We start from the raw sequence: 14,117 nt of genomic DNA on the forward strand, positions 1-14,117 counted from the left end.
CCCAGAGGGGCCAAATAGTGGTTCCATGACCGAGCAATCCCAAGGCCCCCTGATTTCCGTCAATCTGCTTACATCCCTCTCCGCTATTTCAGCGGAGGATTGGGACGCCTGCGCTTGCCCAGAAACCGAAGACGGAGGCCGCCCTTTTGATCCATTCACCACGTACCGGTTCCTCAAGGCTCTGGAAGACAGCGGATCCGTTGGGCCGGGCACAGGCTGGGAGCCGCGCTATCTGACGGCGGAAAAGGACGGCACCCTGATCGGCGTTGCGCCGCTCTACGCCAAGGGTCACAGTCAGGGCGAATACATCTTTGATCACAATTGGGCGCATGCCTGGGAACGCGCAGGGGGACGCTACTACCCCAAACTTCAGATCGCAGTGCCGTTTACACCGGCCACCGGGCGCCGGTTTCTGACCAAACCGGGAGAAGACGCCACCGGACTGGCGGCGCTGACCCAAGGGGCCGTCGAGTTTGCCACGCAGAACGAGGTCTCTTCGCTACACATTACCTTTTGCACCGAAGCCGAAGCATTGGCAGGTGAGCACATGGGGTTATTGCGGCGAACGACTCAGCAGTTTCACTGGGAAAACAACGGGTACGAAACCTTTGACGACTTTCTGGACAGCCTCAGTTCACGCAAACGCAAGACCATCCGCAAGGAACGGCGTGTGGCACAAGCGTTTGGCGGTGTCATCCGGACAGTAACTGGCGCGGACATTCTCCCGGAGCATTGGGATGCCTTTTGGCAGTTTTACCAGGACACCGGAGCACGCAAATGGGGGACGCCTTATCTGACGCGCGACTTCTTTGAGATCGCGCAGCAGACGCTACGCGACGATATCGCGCTGGTGCTCTGCGAACGGGACGGCATCCCGGTTGCAGGGGCGCTCAATTTCATCGGTCGAGACGCGCTGTTCGGCCGGTATTGGGGCTGCATAGAAGATCATCCCTGCCTGCACTTCGAAGCGTGTTACTATCAGGCCATCGATTTCGCAATTGCGCATGGGCTGTCCCGCGTGGAGGCCGGCGCGCAGGGCGAGCACAAACTGGCGCGCGGTTACCTGCCAAAGGAGACGCATTCGCTGCATTGGATCTCCGACAAGGGCTTTTCCGATGCGGTCGCGCGCTATCTGGCGGAAGAGCGCCAAGCGGTTGGGGAAGACATCGAGATCCTGACCGCCTACGGCCCGTTCCGCAAAGCCAACGAGGAGGAGCAACAATGACAGAGCTGCTATCCGACACCGCCCGCAAAACCATGCTGGAGCCGCTCTTTGAAAGCGGTTGGGCCATGGTTGATGGCCGCGACGCCATTTACAAGACGTTCCAGTTCCAGGACTTCACCGAAGCCTTCGGCTGGATGACCCGTGCAGCGCTCTGGGCGGAAAAATGGAACCACCACCCGGAATGGTCGAACGTCTATCGCACCGTTGAGGTAACGCTCACCACCCATGACGTTGGCGGTCTGTCCTCACTGGATGCCAAACTGGCCCGCAAGCTCGACAGCCTGTAGGGCGGGGCTATGCCCCGCCTTCTTGGATATTTTGACAGAGAAGAAACCAAGGCCCGTTTCTCTAGGGCCCGGCCCGCGATTGGTTACAACGCTGCGAGCAAGGCCTCGCCGCCGGAAGTTTCACAAACGCCCGGGTTCTCTTCTGCGTGCAGAACAGTAACTGTGCCGTCATCGACCACCATGGCGTAGCGGCGAGAGCGATCAATCAGTCCAGCAGGGGGCGCAGAGAAGTCCATTCCTACGGCCTTGGTAAAGGCGGATTCGGGATCGCCCAGCATGGTGATTCCTGCCGCCGTGGCCCCCGTGCTTTCGCCCCAGGCTCCCATGACAAAGGGATCGTTGACCGACAGGCAGATCACTTCGTCTACGCCTTTCTCGGCGAAGCTATCGCGGGTGCGCATGAAGCTGGGCACATGGGCGGTTGTACAGGTGCCGGTGTAGGCCCCCGGCAGAGCAAAAATCACCACTTTACGCCCTTTGGTCAGCGTCTCCAGAGCCACTTGCTCGGGTCCGTTTTCTCCAATCCGCGCCAAAGTGGCTTGCGGCAGCGTATCACCTGCTTGAATCGTCATATCTCGCGCTTTCCTGCAATTGCGTTTTCCTGATCCGAGACTATAGGGTCCTCTGAGCAAAGGGAAAGCGGGAGCGAGAAAAATGGCAGGTGTCGTAGTTGTTGGAGCCGGGCAGGCCGCAGCCAGTCTTGTGGCGCGCCTTCGGTCCAAGGGATACGAAGGGTCGGTGACCGTGATCGGTGAAGAGCCCGCGCCCCCTTATCAGCGCCCGCCGCTTTCCAAGGCTTACCTGCTGGGCGACATGGAACTGGCGCGGCTCTATCTACGCCCGGAAAGCTACTACAGCGACCAGAACATCACGCTGCGAACCGGCCTGCGTGTGGACTCCATTGATCGCGGCACCAACACCGTAACGGCCGGGGCTGAGCAGATCGCCTATGACGATCTGGTGTTTTGCACCGGCTCCGTACCCCGCCGTCTGCCCGCCGCGATTGGCGGTGCGCTTGATGGTGTTTGCGAAGTGCGCACATTGGCCGATGTGGACAGCATGGCTCCGCGTTTTCGCGAAGGCGCGAAGGTTCTCATCGTCGGCGGAGGTTATATCGGTCTTGAGGCGGCGGCGGGCGCTTGCAAGCTGGGACTGCACGTGACGCTGGTCGAGGCCGCTGACCGCATTTTGCAACGCGTCGCCTCGCCGGAAACCTCCGCCTATTTCCGCAACCTGCACAAGAGCCACGGCGTAGACCTGCGCGAAGGCGTTGGCCTGTCGCGGATTCTCGGAGAAGACAAGGTCACGGGCGCAGAGCTGGCCGATGGAACCACGCTCGACGTCGATTTTGTCATCGTCGGGGTCGGCATTCTGCCTGCCAGTGATCTGGCCGAAGCCGCAGGCGTCGAGATTGACAACGGAATCAAGGTGGACGCGCAAGGGCGCACCTCCGATCCGCACATCTGGGCGGCGGGCGATTGCGCCAGCTATCCGGCCAACGGTGTTCAGGCGCGGCTTGAATCCGTCGGCAATGCCATCGACATGGGTGAGCTTGTCGCGGACAACATCATGGGCGCTGGCCGGGATTATGAGGCTAAGCCCTGGTTCTGGTCTGATCAATACGACGTAAAACTGCAAATCGCGGGGCTCAGCACGGGCTATGACCGTATTATCGTACGCGAAGGCGACAATGGCGCAGTTTCGCATTGGTACTATGCCGGTGACACGCTCATCGCGCTCGACGCCATGAACGACAGCCGGGCCTATATGGTCGGCAAGCGTCTCATCGAGGCGGGCAAGAGCCCATCGCCCGAGGCCATCGCGGACCCGGACACCAACCTCAAGGTTCTGTTGAAAGCGTGAGGATCATTGCCGGCACCTATCGCGGGCGAAAGCTGGCGACCGTCGGCAAAGGCGATCCCGGAGCACATCTGCGCCCGACAACGGACCGCGTGCGGGAGGCGCTGTTCAACATGCTGGGCGGCGGGCGTTTCGGCACGCCGTTTGACGGCACCCGCGTGCTTGACCTCTTTGCCGGGACGGGCGCGTTGGGGCTGGAGGCCCTGTCACGCGGCTCGGCTTATGTCACCTTTGTCGAGAAGGGCCGCAGTGGGCAGAAACTGATCCGGGAGAACCTGAGCCTTCTGGACTGCCATGATCAGGCTCGCCTGATCGGGGCAGATGCCTTGCGATTGCCAGCCGCGGATGCACCCGCACAATTGGTCTTTCTGGATCCGCCTTACGGCAAGGCGCTTGGGGAGAAAGCGCTGGCCAGCGCCAAGACTACGGGCTGGATCTCGCCAGAAGCCTTGATTGTCTGGGAAGAAAATGCACCGCAAATCGCGCCAGAGGGGTTCGATCTACTGGAACACCGGCGCTATGGCGACACCACGGTGACGCTGCTGTCAGCGCAATAGAAAAGGGGCGGCCCTCACGGCCGCCCCTTCTGTTTGATCAGCCTTCGGGCTGTTCCGAGGTTTTCTCAACCAGCATGCGAACGTCCTCAACAAGCGCCTCACCCGGCAAGCCGCGACCGTTCATTTCGACGATCCAGTCGGCGATGACCTCGTCGCCTTTGGCGCGGATCTCGGCTGTGGCGGCTTCGGACAGGGTGGCGATCTCGTTGCCGGAAGCAGTCATGATGGCTTTGCCATCCGCATCACCCGTGTCATGCGCGCGGCCTGCCCAGGCGCTGGTTTCGAGACCCGAGTTGGCATCAATGATCGCGCGCAGATCGTCCGGCAAACTCTCGTACTTCTCCTTGTTCATCGCCCAGATGAAATAGAGGTTGTAGAGCGAGTTCTCACCGGCCACGTCCGTGTGGCTGTCCGTCAGCTCGTCCAGCTTCAGCGACGGCGACATTTCCCAGGTGATCACACCGCCGTCCACGACACCTTTAGACAGGGCTTCGGGGAACTGGGGGACCGGCATGCCGATCGGTGTTGCACCCAGCTTGTCGAGCAACAGCGTCGCCGGACGGGACGGACCGCGCAGTTTCAGACCTTCGAAGTCAGCAGCGGTTTCAATCGCCGCACCCTTCTTGTGGACAAGCCCACGCCCGTGCATGTGCGCCGCGATCAGGTGTACCTCTGCGAAATCGTCCGCGAGGTGCTTTTGCGTGAATTCCCACGCGGCCCGGCTCGCCTCTTCGGCAGATTTGGTCACGAGGAACGGCAGTTCGAGCGCCTCGGCTTCGGGGAAGCGGCCGCCCTGGTAGCCGGGAATGACCCAGCCACCATCGATCACGCCATCAACGATCAGGTCGTACTGCTCCGGGGCTGCGCCACCCAGCTGCATGAAGGGATAAATCTCGACTTTGATGCGGCCGTCGGACTCCGCTTCAACCTTCTCTGCCCATGGTTCGATGAAGTATTTCGGGTTCGCTGAATTTGGCGAAACGAAATGTTGGAAACGCAACGTTACGTCTTGTGCGAGTGCAGCTGGAGCCAAAAGGCCAGCAATTATTGCCAGAGCGGCAGTACGGATCGGTCGGGTCATCGGGGTCTCCTTTTCGTGGGACCAAAAGTGTGCTGCATTGCAGCGGCGGTGGTTATTTACGAGGTTACCCACCCTGTTGCAAGTCACTCGCAAAACGAAAAGGACCGGGTTTCACGGCAACCGGTTGATGTCGGGAAACTTTCTCTCTTATCGGGGAAATCGGGCCTGAATTTCCCGGCGTGCCGACCTGCTGGTATTTGCGGCGCGGGATGATACAATCACATGCGAATGTGTGCATTCTGCTGGGAGGAACCATGTCCATCTTCAAACCAACCCGCCGTGAGATACTGAGCATGGCGGCCGCGGCCCCTGCACTGACCTTGCCCGTGGCGACCCGCGCCGAGCTGAGTCCGCCTGCCACCGGCAACGCCGCGCATTTCAGTTTCACGTTGGGTGACGCGAAACTGACGGTTGTTTCGGACGGCAGGCTGGACATTCCGATCGCCGGAACAGGAACCAATGCGGACCCAGACGAAGTCAAAGCCCTGCTGGAATCCTACTTCCTGTCGACGACGTCCAACTATGCGCACACCAATCACCTCGTGATCGAACTGGGCGATGCGAAGGTTCTGGTCGACATTGGCTCTGGCACGCGGTTCATGCCAACCGCCGGAGCCTTGCTTGGCAATCTGGAAACCGCCGGAATCGATCCGGCGGACATCACACATGTGGTCATCACCCACGCCCACCCGGATCACATCTGGGGTATTCGCGACGATTTCGACGAGGCGATCCTGCCGGACGCGGCCTATTTCCTCGGTCAGGCGGAGCATGACTTCTGGATGCAGGATGGGCTGGCTGCGGCGATGCCCCCGGAATTGCAACAGTTCACCGTCGGCGCGGTCAACTCGATCGAGACCGAAGGGGCGGACTGGACGCTGCTCTCCAACGAACAGGAGGTCGTGCCGGGTGTTCGCGTGATCGATACCCCGGGTCATACGCCGGGGCACATGGCCGTGGTGGTGGAATCGCAAGGTCACCAGCTCATCGCTCTGGGCGATTGCATGAACCACGCCTACCTGAACTTTGTCCGGCCCGAATGGTACAACAGCACGGACATGGACGGCGATCAGACCGTTGCCACGCGCAAGCGCCTGCTGGACATGGCCGCGACGGATCGAATGGCGGTGCTGGGCTATCACTTCCCCTTCCCCGGTGTCGGGCATGTGCGCAAGTCAGGGGACGGCTACCAGTTCGTGCCAGCGCTCTGGCAGTGGTAGGTTGTTGATTTTCCGGAACAGGCCGGGGGCGCTGCCCCCGGACCCCCGGGATATTTGAAGCACAAAGAAGCGCGAGACGGCGCCTTTGCCTGAGACGGGCGTCAATACGTCGGGTGGAAGGTTCCGCCTGGCGACAAAGTGAAGATCTCGACGCCATTGGCGGTCACACCCACGGAATGCTCGAACTGCGCCGAAAGCGACTTGTCGCGGGTCACGGCTGTCCAATCATCGCTCAGGACCTTGGTCTCGGGGCGCCCGAGGTTCACCATCGGCTCGATGGTGAAGAACATACCTTCTTCGAGCACCGGGCCTGTGCCCGCACGTCCATAGTGCAGCACATTCGGCGGTGCGTGAAACACGCGCCCAAGCCCATGCCCGCAGAAATCGCGGACAACGGACATGCGGTTGGCTTCGACATAGCTCTGGATCGCGTGGCCAATGTCGCCAAAGGTGTTGCCCGGCTTGACCGCATCGATTCCGTGCATCAGGCTGTCATGGGTGACCTGGATCAGGCGCTCGGCCTTGCGCCCCAACTTGCCTGCGACATACATGCGCGAGGTGTCGCCAAACCAGCCGTCCACGATCACGGTCACATCCACGTTAAGGATGTCACCATCCTTCAGCGTCTTGGAGCCGGGAATCCCGTGACAAACCACGTGATTGACGGAAATACAGCTGGCGTGCTGATACCCTTTGTACCCAATGGTCGCGGAAACGGCCCCCGCCTCGTTCACACGGTTGCGAATAAAATCGTCAATCGCGCCCGTGGTTTGGCCGACAAATACATGTTCGGATACCTCATCGAGGATTTGCGCCGCCAAGGCGCCGGCCTTTTGCATGCCTGCAAAGTCGACCTCTTGATAAATCCGAATGCCATCGCGCGTCGTGCGCCCGCCGTGATCTAAATTCACGCCATGCTCCATACTTGATCTCAACTTATCTAACCTGTCCCAGCGGGCTTTTCCAGCCTATGCGGCGTTGCAGCAGAACTCATGCTACGCTGCCTCTTTTCCTCGGACGATCAGGCGCGTAAGCACCAAGGCAAAGGAGCCAACCCATGTCCCATGTCACCTTGGTCCGTCACGGTCAGGCCAACTCCGATGCCCGCGACGAAGGCAGCTATGACAAGCTCAGCCCGCTTGGCTGGCAGCAGGCAGAATGGCTTGGGGCGTACTTCCGCACGGCGGGGGAGCGTTTCGCGCGGGTCTACTCCGGAACCCTGCGCCGGCACGTGGAAACGGCCACGGGAATCGACCCTGATTGCGCGGCCCCTGTTGTGCAGGATCCCCGACTCAACGAGATGGCCTATTTCGATCTCGCCACGGCGCTTGAAACACAACACGCCATTCCGATTCCGCAGGACCGCGAAGGCTTCATCGACCACCTGCCCTTGCTGCTGAGCTATTGGCAGACGGGCAAGATCGAGAACCCGGCTGAGAGCTTTTCAGATTTCGAGAACCGCGTCAGCGATGCCTTGAGAGACATCGCCGAGGGCGATGGCCGCGCGCTTGTGGTGACGTCTGGCGGGTTGATCGGGATGGCCATGCGAATCGTGATGCGGCTCGATCTTCCTGCAATGGCCCATGCCTGTCTTGCCATCGAAAACTCCTCGCTGCACCGCATTCAGCCGCTGTCTACCGGCCTTGCCCTGACCCAGTTCAACGCGATCCCGCATCTCGACACGCCAGAGCGCCAACACGCGAGAAGCCACCTTTAACCCGGCTTTGCCCTGTACTAGCGTGCCCCATGAAACCGAAGGGGCAAGACATGACACACCTGTGGATTCGCGCCGAGAGCCGTCCGAACGAAGAACGTGTTGGCATCACACCGGAAGGGGTGAAGGCTCTGAAGGCAAAGGGTTTTCGCATCACTGTAGAGAAAAGCCTAGCACGGGCGATTCCCTTGGGCGGTTTTGTTGAAGCCGGAGCAGAGGTTGCCGCAGAGGGCGCATGGACCGGCGCACCATCCGATGCGATCATCTACGGCCTGAAAGAATTGCCTGACGACGGCACCCCTCTGCCGCACCGCCACATCATGTTCGGTCACGCTTACAAAGGTCAGGCCGCGGGTGCGCGCCTGTTGGAGCGTTTTGCTGCCGGGGGCGGCACGCTCTATGACCTTGAATACCTGCTGAACGAGGACGGTCGCCGCGTGGCCGCTTTTGGCTATTGGGCCGGTTATGCCGGGGCCGCGGTCTCGGTTCTGGCTTGGGCGGCCCAGGCCCGGGGAGAGATTTGCCCGCCCGTGGATACCTGGCCCAACTCGGAGGCCATGTTGTCCGATTTGCGCGCCGCCCTGGCAGACAACACCCCGAAGGACGCCCTTGTCATTGGGGCTCTGGGCCGCGTTGGCACCGGCGCGTCTGATCTGTGCGAAGCACTGAACATCCCCGTCACCAAGTGGGACATGGCGGAAACGGCACACGGCGGCCCCTTCCCGGAAGTGCTTGAACACGCCATGTTCTTCAACTGCATCCTTGCGGCGCCGGGTTGCCCTGTCTTTGTTCCGGCGGAGGCGAAAGAGGCCAAACGCGCGCTCCGCGTGATTGGCGACATTGCTTGCGATCCGCAATCGGACTTCTCGCCGGTCAAGGTCTACGATCTGGAAACCAATTGGCAAACGCCCGTGACCCGCGCCGCCAGCGATCCGGTGCTCGACGTGATGGCCATCGACAATCTGCCGTCTCTCCTGCCCCTGGAATCGTCCATCGACTTTGCCGGGCAAATGCTGCCGTGGCTGGAGACGCTGGACCAGATCGACGCAGGCGTTTGGGGCCGGGCGAAAGCGATCTTTGACGAACACAAGCCGGAGGACAACGCATGACAATCCATTGGTGCGGCACAGGGCTTTCTACCGTTCCCGGCCTGCGACGGCTGATCGAGGCGGGCGAAGACGTAACGGTCTGGAACCGAACTATTGCAAAAGCGCAGGAGGCCGTCGGTGATCTGACGGACAAGATCGAAGCCTTCTCTCCCGAAGCGCTCGAAGCGGCCGTGAAAGCGGATGACATCATCGTCTCCATGTTGCCCGGTGACTGGCACGTGCCGCTGGCAGAGATCGCCATCGCGAAAGGCGCGAATTTTGTCTCCTCCAGTTACATCGCACCGGAGATGCGCGCCCTGGATACCAAAGCAAAAGCGGCTGGCGTTCGGCTCGTCAACGAGATTGGGCTTGATCCGGGCATCGACCATTTGATGGCCCACCATCTCGTGGCGGACTACAAGGCCTCTCCTGTCTATGCAGCAGACAACACCGTGAGTTTCCTCAGCTATTGCGGCGGCGTTCCGAAGATTCCGAACGCCTTCCGCTACAAGTTCAGCTGGGCCCCGGTTGGCGTGCTCAAGGCGTTGAAATCGCCGTCTCGCTCGATTCGGCATTTCTCGGAGCTCAACGTTTCCAAGCCATGGGACGCGCTTGGCCGCTACGACGCGCCTCTGCCCGTGCCAGAAACATTCGAGGTCTATCCGAACCGCGACAGCCTGCCATTCATGGAAGACTACGGATTCGAGCCGTCGTGGAAAGTGCAGGACTTCGTGCGCGGTACCCTGCGGCTGAACGGATGGGCCGAGGCGTGGAAAGGCATTTTCGCCGAGGCCCCCGAAGCCAGCGACGCGCGGCTTCAGGAGATCGCCGACAAGCTGCTGAAAGAAAACGCTTATGACGAGGGCGAACCGGATCGCGTGGTGCTTTGCGTGGATTTCAAGGCCGAGCGCGAGGGCGCGCCGGTCTGGCACAAGACCTATGTCATGGACGCCTGGGGGGACGCGCGCGGCACCGCCATGGCCCGGCTGGTCTCCGTGCCGGTCTCGCTTGCCATCCAATCGGTCCTGAACCGCGAGATCGCCCCCGGCGTCAGCGCCGCGCCCAATGATCCGAAATTGGTCGCACGGTATCTGGACGAGGTTCAGACCCTCGCGCAAAATCTGATGGTGGTGGATCATCTGGTATGAGGATTCGACGCGGCACTCCGGCGGACGCAGAGGCTTGTGCGCGCATCGTGCATTCCTGGGTCGATCGCACGGCCTGGATGCCTGATCCGATGCCGTATGGAACGCTGGTCGACATCATGCAGCAGGGCATTCCCGTTCGGGAGTTCTGGGTCGCTGGTGATCCGGTCGAAGGGTATTTGTCGTTTAACCCCGACGAGTCGCTGATCGTCGGGCTATACACGTCCAATCCCGGCAGCGGGACGGGCAAAGCTTTGGTTGATCGCGTCAAGGAAGGGCGCACGCGCCTGCACCTTTGGACCCACGCCCCAAACACCCGCGCCCATGCATTTTACGAGCGCGAAGGGTTCGTAAAAAGCGGTGTCACGCGGGATGGCGACGACGGGCTTTTGGAACTGAGGATGGATTGGGAAGCTTGACGGAATACCCGTCGTAAGGCCTGCCTATCCCTCGCCGAGCTTTGGCGCAGATTTGTCCAGCACCAGCTCTGCATCGGAAAAGCGGAATGGCGAGCGCACGCCCGGCACCCCGTCCGGCGTGATCTGCATGCCCCGCGCCTGAACCTGCGGATCGGCAAAGACCTCACCCATGTCGTTGATTGGCCCCGCTGGAATACCTTTCGCCTCACAGCCCGCAAGCAGGTCGGCTTTCGTCCATTTCCGCGTCGCCGTCAATAGCCGGTCGATCATCTCCGCCCGGTTCTGCACGCGATCCGCGTTCGTCCGGTACGCGGGTGCGGTTGCCATGTCGTCCAGCCCAAGCAAGGCACACAGCCGCTGATACTGCGCATCGTTGCCTGTTGCGATGATGATGAACCCATCGGAACAGTCAAAAACCTGATAAGGCGTTAAGTTCGGGTGGTAATTCCCGGTCCGCCCCGGCGGATTGCCCGTTGAGAGGTAGTTCATCGCCTGATTGGCCGTGGCGGAAACGGCGCAATCGAGCAAGGCCATGTCCACATGCTGTCCTCGCCCGGTCACCGAACGCTGATGCACCGCCGCCAGAATGCCTGCAACCGAGTAAAGCCCGGTGAAAAGATCCGTCACCGCCACGCCAGCGCGCTGTGGCTGTCCATCGGGATCACCGGTGATCGACATGAGGCCGGACATGCCCTGAATGATGTAGTCATAGCCGGCACGGTGGGCATAAGGGCCGTCCTGCCCAAACCCGGTGATGGAGCAATAAATCAGGCGCGGGTTGACGACTGAGAGGCTATCATAGTCGAGGCCGTACTTCTTCAGGCCCCCAACCTTGAAATTCTCGATGAGAATATCTGCATCCGCGACCAGCGCCCGCATGCGCGCCTGGCCCGCGTCTGACGCCAGATCGACCACTTCAGACCGCTTGCCCCGGTTGCAGGAATGGAAGTAGGCGGCGGAACGGTCGTCTTCACGCTCTATGAACGGCGGCCCCCACTGGCGCGTATCATCACCCTGCGCGGCCTCGATTTTCAACACATCCGCGCCGAGATCGGCCAAGGTCTGGCCAGCCCAGGGGCCAGCCAGAATGCGCGCCAATTCAATGACCTTTAGTCCTTCCAGCGGGCCGCGTGGGGCCGCCTTGTCATTACTCATTCGCCGAGTTTCTCATCCAGAATGGCAGAGAACTCTGCGTAACTCATATTTGCGTATTTCTTGCCATCGACCACGAAGGACGGTGTCGATTGAATCTCATGCGCGGTTGCATTGGCCTGATACCAAGCCACAAGGTTCTTGAGCTTTTCGCCATCCGACATGCAGGCGTCCAATTCATCCTTGCCGATGCCGGCCAGGCGGCCAATCTTGCGCAATTCGTCCGCAATCGCCGCGTCATTTCCAGCCCGTGCCCACTGCGCCTGGCCTTTGTAGATCAGGTCGATGATACCAAAATACTTCGCCTCACCGCCGCAACGCGCAATGAGCGACGCCCACATGCCGTATTTGTCGAAATACACCTCGCGGTGGGTGAACTTGACCTTGCCGGTGTCGACATAGTTTTCCTTGACCTGCGGAACCAGATTGGCATGGGCCGTCGCGCAGTGCGGGCAGGTGAAAGAGGCGTATTCGATGATCTCGATCGTCGCGTCCGGATCGCCCATGGTCATCTCGGTGATGCCAAACTCTGCCGAGGTACCGGAGGCATCGCCAACGCTCTCGGCCTGCGCGGCCATGGCGGTCTCATTGCCGGACTGCGAGACAAACCAATAGCCGCCCGCGGCAACGGCAAACACAATGGCGGTGGTGGCGAGAATTCGGTTCATGGGGAAGGCCTCTTCCTGTGGTGTGACCATTTGAGCGGGCTGCGCTCAGCGGCGTTCGCTCTTGGATAAGACGTTTGCCCCCAGACGTTCAAGCGCCGCGCGCAACCCCGGATCGCCCACTTCGGTTGTTGCCGAGCGCGCCCGCGTGATCTGCTCCGATGAGGGTTTCGGTTTTTCCGTCGGTTTTGGACGGTGCCGAAAGTCCGCATGACCTTCGGCAAATCCGGTCGCCGCCGTCTGCGTAATCCGAATGCGGGTGATGGCGTTGTAGCCGTAAACCGCATTGATCCGCTCGCGCAAAGGCTCCTTTTGCATTTCGAGCATCGGCGCCATCGCGCCGGTCGTCAAAAGCGTAAGCGTCGCGCCAAATCCTTGACGAGAATAAGAAATATCGACAGGTCGAGAAATCTTCGCGGCATCACTCCCCGCGATTTCCTCCCAATGTGTGAGAACCCGAGACTGGGCAAACCCCCGCGATTCAGAGGCCTTGCGTATGTTGCCTTCCAGCAGCTTTGCCGTATGGGCAAAGCCGTAGGTGGTTGTCTTGCGTCTGGTCATGGTTTGACTCTCCCGGCGTGACGCTATCCTAGTGCTGCGCGGCGGGTCCGTCAGCCCCGGAATTCATGTTTCCTTAAGGAGATCAAACTTGCGTGAGAGCGCCCAATCGGCCGACCTTCTGGAGTGGTATGACCGCCATGCACGTGAATTGCCGTGGCGGATCAGCCCCGGTGCGCGGCGTGCCGGGATCGTGCCAGACCCCTATCGCGTCTGGCTGTCGGAAATCATGCTCCAGCAAACCACAGTTGCAGCGGTCAAAGCCTATTTCGAGAAGTTCACCGCGCGCTGGCCCACGGTTGTTGAGCTCGCCAATGCGCAGGACGCGGATGTCATGGCGGCCTGGGCCGGGCTTGGATACTACGCCCGAGCGCGGAATCTGCTGAAATGCGCCCGTGTTGTACGCGATGCATTTGGCGGTGTGTTCCCGGACACCCATGACGCCTTGATCGAACTGCCCGGCGTCGGGCGGTACACGGCGGCGGCGGTGGCTTCGATTGCGTTTGACCGCTCCGAAGTTGTTGTTGACGGCAATGTCGAACGGGTCATGGCACGTCTCTTCGACGAGCATCAGCCCCTGCCGGGCGCCAAGACGGTTCTGACGGAATACGCGGCCAGTCTGACCCCCGATCTGCGGCCCGGAGACTACGCGCAGGCTGTCATGGATCTTGGTGCCACAATCTGCACCCCCAAACGCCCGGCCTGCGGGCTCTGCCCCTGGCGTCGCAACTGCGCGGCCTGGGATGCCGGAACAGCCGAAGAGTTGCCCAAGAAAACGCCCAAGAAGAAGAAACCCATCCGCCATGGAATTGCTTACGTGGCACGGCGTGTGGACGGCGCGATCCTGCTGGAGCGCAGACCGGACAGCGGCCTGCTTGGCGGCATGCTCGGCTGGCCCGGGTCGGACTGGATCGAAGGCACGCCAGAGGAAGCCACTCCGATTCGCGCCGAATGGAAAACTCTGAACGGCGAAGCGCGCCATACCTTCACGCATTTTCACCTGCGGTTGACGGTCAAGACTGCGCTTGTCCCGATGGACCGCAAGCCGTTGCGCGGGGAGTTTGTTGATCAAGCCGATTTCTCTCCCGCCGATCTGCCAACCGTGATGCGCAAGGCCTTCGATCTGTCTCGCTGAGCAGGCTGGCG

Annotated in this window: 16 protein-coding genes; 10 read left to right on the plus strand and 6 right to left on the minus strand. The window is 60.9% G+C overall.

Features of this window, described 5'->3' with window-relative positions:
• Positions 1-25 precede the first annotated feature (25 nt).
• Together E4662_RS04590 and E4662_RS04595 are read left to right on the plus strand one after the other, a co-directional pair.
• Complete coding sequence (locus E4662_RS04590) at positions 26-1,225, plus strand: GNAT family N-acetyltransferase (RefSeq protein WP_136440061.1); 1,200 nt, start codon at positions 26-28, stop codon at positions 1,223-1,225.
• Positions 1,222-1,512: a 4a-hydroxytetrahydrobiopterin dehydratase gene (locus E4662_RS04595; protein WP_136440062.1), complete on the plus strand. Its 291-nt coding sequence runs from the start codon at positions 1,222-1,224 to the stop codon at positions 1,510-1,512. The genes E4662_RS04590 and E4662_RS04595 overlap by 4 nt, the downstream gene beginning before the upstream one ends.
• A gap of 83 nt (positions 1,513-1,595) precedes the next feature.
• On the opposite strand, the gene E4662_RS04600 is transcribed toward E4662_RS04595, so the two are convergent.
• Positions 1,596-2,084, minus strand: a complete 489-nt coding sequence (locus E4662_RS04600) for a peroxiredoxin (protein ID WP_136440063.1) — start codon at positions 2,082-2,084, stop codon at positions 1,596-1,598.
• 82 nt (positions 2,085-2,166) lie between these two features.
• On the opposite strand from E4662_RS04600, the gene E4662_RS04605 reads away from it, so the two are divergent.
• Positions 2,167-3,375 (plus strand): NAD(P)/FAD-dependent oxidoreductase, encoded by a 1,209-nt coding sequence (locus tag E4662_RS04605; protein WP_136440064.1) that lies wholly within the window; start codon positions 2,167-2,169, stop codon positions 3,373-3,375.
• Complete coding sequence (gene rsmD / locus E4662_RS04610; RefSeq protein WP_136440065.1) at positions 3,372-3,929, plus strand: 16S rRNA (guanine(966)-N(2))-methyltransferase RsmD; 558 nt, start codon at positions 3,372-3,374, stop codon at positions 3,927-3,929. The genes E4662_RS04605 and rsmD overlap by 4 nt, the downstream gene beginning before the upstream one ends.
• A 37-nt stretch (positions 3,930-3,966) precedes the next feature.
• On the opposite strand, the gene E4662_RS04615 is transcribed toward rsmD, so the two are convergent.
• Entirely contained in the window at positions 3,967-5,010 is a 1,044-nt protein-coding gene (locus E4662_RS04615) for a TRAP transporter substrate-binding protein (RefSeq protein WP_136440066.1), read from the minus strand.
• A 254-nt stretch (positions 5,011-5,264) separates the two neighbouring features.
• Here E4662_RS04615 and E4662_RS04620 point away from each other — a divergent pair, with 254 nt between their 5' ends.
• Positions 5,265-6,230, plus strand: coding sequence for an MBL fold metallo-hydrolase (locus E4662_RS04620; protein WP_136440067.1), 966 nt, complete (start codon positions 5,265-5,267; stop codon positions 6,228-6,230).
• A 101-nt stretch (positions 6,231-6,331) separates the two neighbouring features.
• Here the strand turns inward: E4662_RS04620 and map are convergent, their stop codons facing one another.
• Entirely contained in the window at positions 6,332-7,153 is an 822-nt protein-coding gene (map, locus tag E4662_RS04625) for a type I methionyl aminopeptidase (protein ID WP_136440068.1), read from the minus strand.
• 134 nt (positions 7,154-7,287) lie between these two features.
• On the opposite strand from map, the gene E4662_RS04630 reads away from it, so the two are divergent.
• The 4 genes from E4662_RS04630 to E4662_RS04645 are packed head-to-tail and all read left to right on the plus strand — an operon-like array spanning position 7,288 to position 10,596.
• A complete protein-coding gene (locus E4662_RS04630) occupies positions 7,288-7,947 on the plus strand; it encodes a histidine phosphatase family protein (RefSeq protein ID WP_136440069.1) in 660 nt (219 codons plus the stop codon).
• A 50-nt stretch (positions 7,948-7,997) separates the two neighbouring features.
• Complete coding sequence (locus tag E4662_RS04635) at positions 7,998-9,053, plus strand: saccharopine dehydrogenase (protein ID WP_136440070.1); 1,056 nt, start codon at positions 7,998-8,000, stop codon at positions 9,051-9,053.
• Positions 9,050-10,180 (plus strand): saccharopine dehydrogenase family protein, encoded by a 1,131-nt coding sequence (locus E4662_RS04640; protein ID WP_136440071.1) that lies wholly within the window; start codon positions 9,050-9,052, stop codon positions 10,178-10,180. Before E4662_RS04635 ends, E4662_RS04640 begins: the two co-directional genes overlap by 4 nt.
• Positions 10,177-10,596: a GNAT family N-acetyltransferase gene (locus E4662_RS04645; RefSeq protein WP_136440072.1), complete on the plus strand. Its 420-nt coding sequence runs from the start codon at positions 10,177-10,179 to the stop codon at positions 10,594-10,596. The genes E4662_RS04640 and E4662_RS04645 overlap by 4 nt, the downstream gene beginning before the upstream one ends.
• Positions 10,597-10,620: 24 nt before the next feature.
• Here E4662_RS04645 and E4662_RS04650 read toward each other — a convergent pair whose 3' ends face one another.
• Genes E4662_RS04650 through E4662_RS04660 form a run of 3 tightly spaced genes read right to left on the minus strand, consistent with a single transcriptional unit; the run spans position 10,621 to position 12,974 of the window.
• The gene (locus E4662_RS04650; RefSeq protein ID WP_136440073.1) at positions 10,621-11,751 is read right to left on the minus strand and encodes a CaiB/BaiF CoA transferase family protein; all 1,131 of its coding nucleotides are present in this window, start codon (positions 11,749-11,751) and stop codon (positions 10,621-10,623) included.
• Positions 11,748-12,416, minus strand: coding sequence for a DsbA family protein (locus E4662_RS04655; RefSeq protein ID WP_136440074.1), 669 nt, complete (start codon positions 12,414-12,416; stop codon positions 11,748-11,750). The genes E4662_RS04650 and E4662_RS04655 overlap by 4 nt, the downstream gene beginning before the upstream one ends.
• A 45-nt stretch (positions 12,417-12,461) precedes the next feature.
• Positions 12,462-12,974, minus strand: coding sequence for a DUF721 domain-containing protein (locus E4662_RS04660; RefSeq protein WP_136440075.1), 513 nt, complete (start codon positions 12,972-12,974; stop codon positions 12,462-12,464).
• 88 nt (positions 12,975-13,062) lie between these two features.
• Here E4662_RS04660 and mutY point away from each other — a divergent pair, with 88 nt between their 5' ends.
• Complete coding sequence (gene mutY / locus E4662_RS04665) at positions 13,063-14,106, plus strand: A/G-specific adenine glycosylase (protein WP_136440076.1); 1,044 nt, start codon at positions 13,063-13,065, stop codon at positions 14,104-14,106.
• The last annotated feature ends 11 nt before the right edge of the window (positions 14,107-14,117 follow it).

Source organism: Pacificoceanicola onchidii, assembly GCF_004804335.1.
Lineage (GTDB): Bacteria > Pseudomonadota > Alphaproteobacteria > Rhodobacterales > Rhodobacteraceae > Pacificoceanicola > Pacificoceanicola onchidii.

Excerpts from the sequence above, each read along its gene's own strand:
- E4662_RS04600 (WP_136440063.1), bottom strand. The coding sequence starts at position 2,084 with ATGACGATTCAAGCAGGTGATACGCTGCCGCAAGCCACTTTGGCGCGG.
- E4662_RS04590 (WP_136440061.1), top strand. The coding sequence starts at position 26 with ATGACCGAGCAATCCCAAGGCCCCCTGATTTCCGTCAATCTGCTTACA.
- E4662_RS04660 (WP_136440075.1), bottom strand. The coding sequence starts at position 12,974 with ATGACCAGACGCAAGACAACCACCTACGGCTTTGCCCATACGGCAAAG.
- E4662_RS04635 (WP_136440070.1), top strand. The coding sequence starts at position 7,998 with ATGACACACCTGTGGATTCGCGCCGAGAGCCGTCCGAACGAAGAACGT.
- E4662_RS04615 (WP_136440066.1), bottom strand. The coding sequence starts at position 5,010 with ATGACCCGACCGATCCGTACTGCCGCTCTGGCAATAATTGCTGGCCTT.
- E4662_RS04650 (WP_136440073.1), bottom strand. The coding sequence starts at position 11,751 with ATGAGTAATGACAAGGCGGCCCCACGCGGCCCGCTGGAAGGACTAAAG.
- E4662_RS04640 (WP_136440071.1), top strand. The coding sequence starts at position 9,050 with ATGACAATCCATTGGTGCGGCACAGGGCTTTCTACCGTTCCCGGCCTG.
- map (WP_136440068.1), bottom strand. The coding sequence starts at position 7,153 with ATGGAGCATGGCGTGAATTTAGATCACGGCGGGCGCACGACGCGCGAT.
- E4662_RS04630 (WP_136440069.1), top strand. The coding sequence starts at position 7,288 with ATGTCCCATGTCACCTTGGTCCGTCACGGTCAGGCCAACTCCGATGCC.
- E4662_RS04620 (WP_136440067.1), top strand. The coding sequence starts at position 5,265 with ATGTCCATCTTCAAACCAACCCGCCGTGAGATACTGAGCATGGCGGCC.
- E4662_RS04645 (WP_136440072.1), top strand. The coding sequence starts at position 10,177 with ATGAGGATTCGACGCGGCACTCCGGCGGACGCAGAGGCTTGTGCGCGC.
- E4662_RS04595 (WP_136440062.1), top strand. The coding sequence starts at position 1,222 with ATGACAGAGCTGCTATCCGACACCGCCCGCAAAACCATGCTGGAGCCG.
- E4662_RS04655 (WP_136440074.1), bottom strand. The coding sequence starts at position 12,416 with ATGAACCGAATTCTCGCCACCACCGCCATTGTGTTTGCCGTTGCCGCG.
- E4662_RS04605 (WP_136440064.1), top strand. The coding sequence starts at position 2,167 with ATGGCAGGTGTCGTAGTTGTTGGAGCCGGGCAGGCCGCAGCCAGTCTT.